The 3,982-nt window shown below is 69.2% G+C and carries 2 protein-coding genes and 1 pseudogene; 2 read left to right on the top strand and 1 reads right to left on the bottom strand.

Features of this window, described 5'->3' with window-relative positions:
• The first annotated feature begins 162 nt into the window (after positions 1-162).
• Positions 163-1,740, top strand: a complete 1,578-nt coding sequence (locus G5C65_RS32865; protein WP_165302722.1) for an MFS transporter — start codon at positions 163-165, stop codon at positions 1,738-1,740.
• 15 nt (positions 1,741-1,755) lie between these two features.
• On the opposite strand, the pseudogene G5C65_RS39755 reads toward G5C65_RS32865, so the two are convergent.
• A pseudogene (locus tag G5C65_RS39755) lies at positions 1,756-2,013 on the bottom strand (ABC transporter ATP-binding protein); the annotation flags it as partial.
• Between the two features lie 372 nt (positions 2,014-2,385).
• On the opposite strand from G5C65_RS39755, the gene G5C65_RS32855 reads away from it, so the two are divergent.
• Positions 2,386-3,564, top strand: a complete 1,179-nt coding sequence (locus tag G5C65_RS32855; RefSeq protein ID WP_165302721.1) for a serine hydrolase domain-containing protein — start codon at positions 2,386-2,388, stop codon at positions 3,562-3,564.
• Positions 3,565-3,982 lie beyond the last annotated feature (418 nt).

The raw sequence follows: 3,982 nt of genomic DNA, 5'->3' as shown, positions 1-3,982 counted from the left end.
AGCACCCAGCACAACCAGAAGGACCGACAGACTCCCACAGGTCCAAGCACGGCCCGGTCTCCGGATCAGGAGCTCTGGAACACCACGCTCAAATCAGCCCGGGTGTACGCCACCGTCCCGCCCACGGCTTCGACCCGCTGAAAGCCACTAAGGAAAGCAGCCATGCTCAGTAACGCCCCGCCCCGAGCCGGGCGGCGGGAGTGGATCGGACTCGCCGTTCTCGCACTTCCCACCCTGTTGATCTCCATGGACATGACGGTCCTCTACCTGGCCGTCCCGCACCTGACCGCGGACCTCCAGCCCAGCCCCACCGAGCTGTTGTGGATCATGGATATCTATGGCTTCCTCATCGCCGGAGCCCTGGTATCGGCCGGCGCGCTGGGCGACCGGATGGGCCGACGGCGGATTCTGCTCGTCGGGGCCCTGGTGTTCGGGGCCGCCTCGGTGATCGCGGCGTACTCCAGCAGCCCCCTGATGCTCGTGGGAGCGCGCGCGCTGCTCGGCCTCGCGGGCGCCACCCTGATGCCCTCGACGCTGTCCCTGGTCCGGGTGATGTTCGAGGACGGTCGGCAACGCGGCCTCGCCGTCGCCGTGGTGATGACGAGCTTCTCCATCGGCACCACCGCCGGGCCGCTGCTGGGCGGGGTGCTGCTGGAGCACTTGTGGTGGGGGGCGGTGTTTCTGCTGGGCGTTCCGGTGATGGTGCTGCTGCTCGTGACCGGTCCGGTGCTGCTGCCCGAGTACAAGGACCCGGAGGGGGGACGGATCGACCTGCCGAGTGCGGGACTGTCCCTGATCGCGGTGCTGTGCGTGGTGTACGCGATCAAGCAGGTCGCCGCACACGGCTTCGCGCTGGGCAGCACCGCCGTCGCCGTCGTGGGCCTGTTGACGGGCCTGGTCTTCGCCCGGCGCCAGCAGACTCTCGCTCACCCGCTGCTCGACCTTTCGCTGCTGCGGGACCGCGTCATCAATACCTCACTCGGCATCTACCTCATGGGACTGCTCGCCATGGGGGGCACCCAGCTGTTCATCACGCTCTACCTCCAGGAAGTGCTGGAGTTCTCGCCGCTGGTGGCGGGCGTGTGGCTGGTACCGGCCGCGCTGGGAACGATCGTCGGCTCGATGGCGGCTCCGCTGATGGTGCGCCGACTGCGCCCGGTCACCGTCATCAGCGGCAGCATGGTGCTGGCCGCGGTCGGGTTCGGGGTTCTCACTCTGGTCGGCACGGACGACCTGCCCCTGTTGCTGGTGGGGTACGAACTGGTGGCTCTGGGCCTGAGCCCCATGATCGCCTTGTGCACGGACCTGATCATCAGCACCGCGCCCCCGCAGCGGGCAGGGGCCGCCTCGGCGCTGTCCGAGACCAGTGGGGAGCTGGGGCTGGCGCTCGGCGTGGCGCTCCTGGGCAGCCTGGGTACCGCGGTGTATCGGCTGCAGATCGACGACCGGATGCCGCAGGGACTTCCCGCGCGGGCCGAGGAGACGGCTCAGGGAGCCATCGGAGCGGCCCGTGACGCGGCCTCGGCGCTTCCCGACGGCCTCGCGGCAACGCTGCTGACCGCCGCACGTGAGGCGTTCGCGAGCGGTCTTGAGGCGGCCTCGATCGCGGCCAGCGCGGTCGCGCTCGGCGGTGCCGTACTGGCCGCCCTCCGACTGCGTCAGCTGCCGCCCACCGGCACCCCGGCCGGGTCCGCCACCACCGAGACGGACGACCTCCCCGCTGACGGCACGCCCCGCTGACAGGCACGGCTGTGGCAGACGGAGTTCCCTGCCGGTCCAGCGGGACCGCGGCCATCGGTCGTGGCTCGCCATCACGGCGGCGCCGGGCCCTGATCCCATGGCCTCCTCCGACTCGTCGGAGAGCCGGGGCGAGAGAGGGTCCGTCGTCGGCTCGTCGAGCAGGAGCAGCTCGGGCGGGGCGGCCGCGAGCGGTGCCAGGGCGAGCCGACGGCGCTGCCCCAGGGGCGGCTCCCGCACGGGGCGGTGGATGAGGGGCCGGGCAGGGAGAGGGACGGGCAGGCCGAACGCCTCCAGCAGCACGGCCCGCAGCTGCGACAGAGCCGACCCCACCGCCACCAGCACCAACCAGGCCCGGGGAGACGGCCGGGCAGCAGACACAGCGACCGGTCGAGCACCTGCTGGAACCCCTGGCGGAGCCCGACGATCTCGCCCTGCCCCGAACCCCCGGAGAAGCACAACACACCCCACACCGCAGCCGCATGCATGAGAAGCTGTGTCACATCTCTTTGTGCAGGTCATCGTCATGAAGGCGTGACAAGGCTGGTGGTGTTTCGGTCGGGGGGCAGGTGTCCATCCAGGTAGCACCCGATGTGTTGGAGGGCGGCCTGGATGGCCGGTGGAACGGGTTGTTCCTAATCTCGGGCTATGGTCTTCCGCCGTTTGTGGTTATCCGCTGCTGTTCTGACGTTGGTTGTATCGCTTGCGCCGTCCGAGGCGGCCTCGGTAGCCGCGTCGCGTCCTTCTGCTGTGGACTGGTCGGTGCAGCATGATGCCGATGCTCTGCGTGATGCCGGAGTTTCGGGGGTCTCAGTCCGCCTGGAGACCCCGCGCGGCACCGTCACGGCTCGCTCCGGCGTCGGTGACCTGGTCAGTCGTCGGCCGGTTCCCGAGGACGGCTATCTGCGTCTGGGCAGTATCACCAAGACGTTCGTCGCCACTGTCGTGCTGCAACTGGTGGACGAGAAGCGGCTGTCGCTCGACCAGACGGTGGAGCAGCTGCTGCCCGGGGTCGTATCCGGCGCCGGCAACGACGGCCGTACTATCACGCTCCGCGACCTGCTGCAGCACACCAGCGGCCTGTACGACTACATCGCCGACGTGTTCCCCGACCCGAGCGCACGGACGTACTTCACCAATCGGTGGCGCACCTACCGGCCTGCGCAGTTGGTCGCCTTGGCCATGCGTCACAAGCCTGCATTTCCGCCAGGAGCAGACTGGGCGTACTCCAATACGAACTATGTCCTCGCTGGAATGATCGTCGAGAAGGTCACCGGTCGTTCCTGGGAACAGCAGGTCCACGACCGCATCCTGCGCCCCCTCGGCTTGCGTCACACGGACACCCCCGGGACGTGGCCCTTCCTGCCGCATCCCCACGCGGTCAACTACCAGCAGTTCACCCGGGGCGGCACGATGGTCGACACCACGATCCCCTACCGGCCCTTCGACAGCGGGGCCGATGGATCGATGACCGGAACGGCCCGCGACGCCAACCGCTTCTTCACCGCCCTGACTCGCGGGCGACTGCTGAAGCCCGCCACGCTGGACGCCATGCGGACCACCGTCCCGGTGCCCCAGGACAGGGGTCATCCCGCAGGCACCCGGGACGGCCTGGGGCTGTTTTCCACTCCCCTGTCCTGCGGCGATGGTTACCTCGGACACGGGGGTAGCGGTATCGGCTCTCGGGTCCTGGCTGCTGCCACGACGGATGGCCGTCGTACGATCACCGTCTCCGTGCACAGCCGCCCCGCAGATCCCCACACCGCGGCCCGCCAGGAGAACGTGCTGCGCGGCCTCATCGACCATGCCCTGTGCCGCGCTGCGTAAGTCCGGCGCCCTCAGACGCCCCATGAATCAGCTATCGCCGCCGCAGGATGAAAAAGGCGGTGTGTCTGGGCGCGGCCCAGACATGGTCGTAGCGCCCCGGGCCTCATCGCACCGGGAGCCAGCCGTGAGCCGTGCAGGAGCCGCGTGGGAGACCTCCAGGACACGGCCGGCGCGCTGCTCACGATCGACAGCGTGATACTGCGTGCTGAACGAAGGCACCACGCCGGCATGAAGCAACGGCACCCCATCATCCGCGTGCTCCTCCATCCAGCAGTACAGGGCCTCGACAATCCCCCCCCGTTATGGTCTTCGCGGTCCTGCAAGAGGGCTGCTGGCCTCCGGGCCCGGCATGGCTGTTCCCCCCTGTTGGAAGTCGATGACCTGGGGGGTGGTGCCACCGGGCCCGAGAGGCGCCGTT

Source organism: Streptomyces boncukensis, from assembly GCF_011045075.1.
GTDB classification, from domain to species: domain Bacteria; phylum Actinomycetota; class Actinomycetes; order Streptomycetales; family Streptomycetaceae; genus Streptomyces; species Streptomyces boncukensis.
The sequence above is the reverse complement of the archived record's forward strand: the minus strand, read 5'-3'. Positions and strand labels throughout refer to the sequence as shown.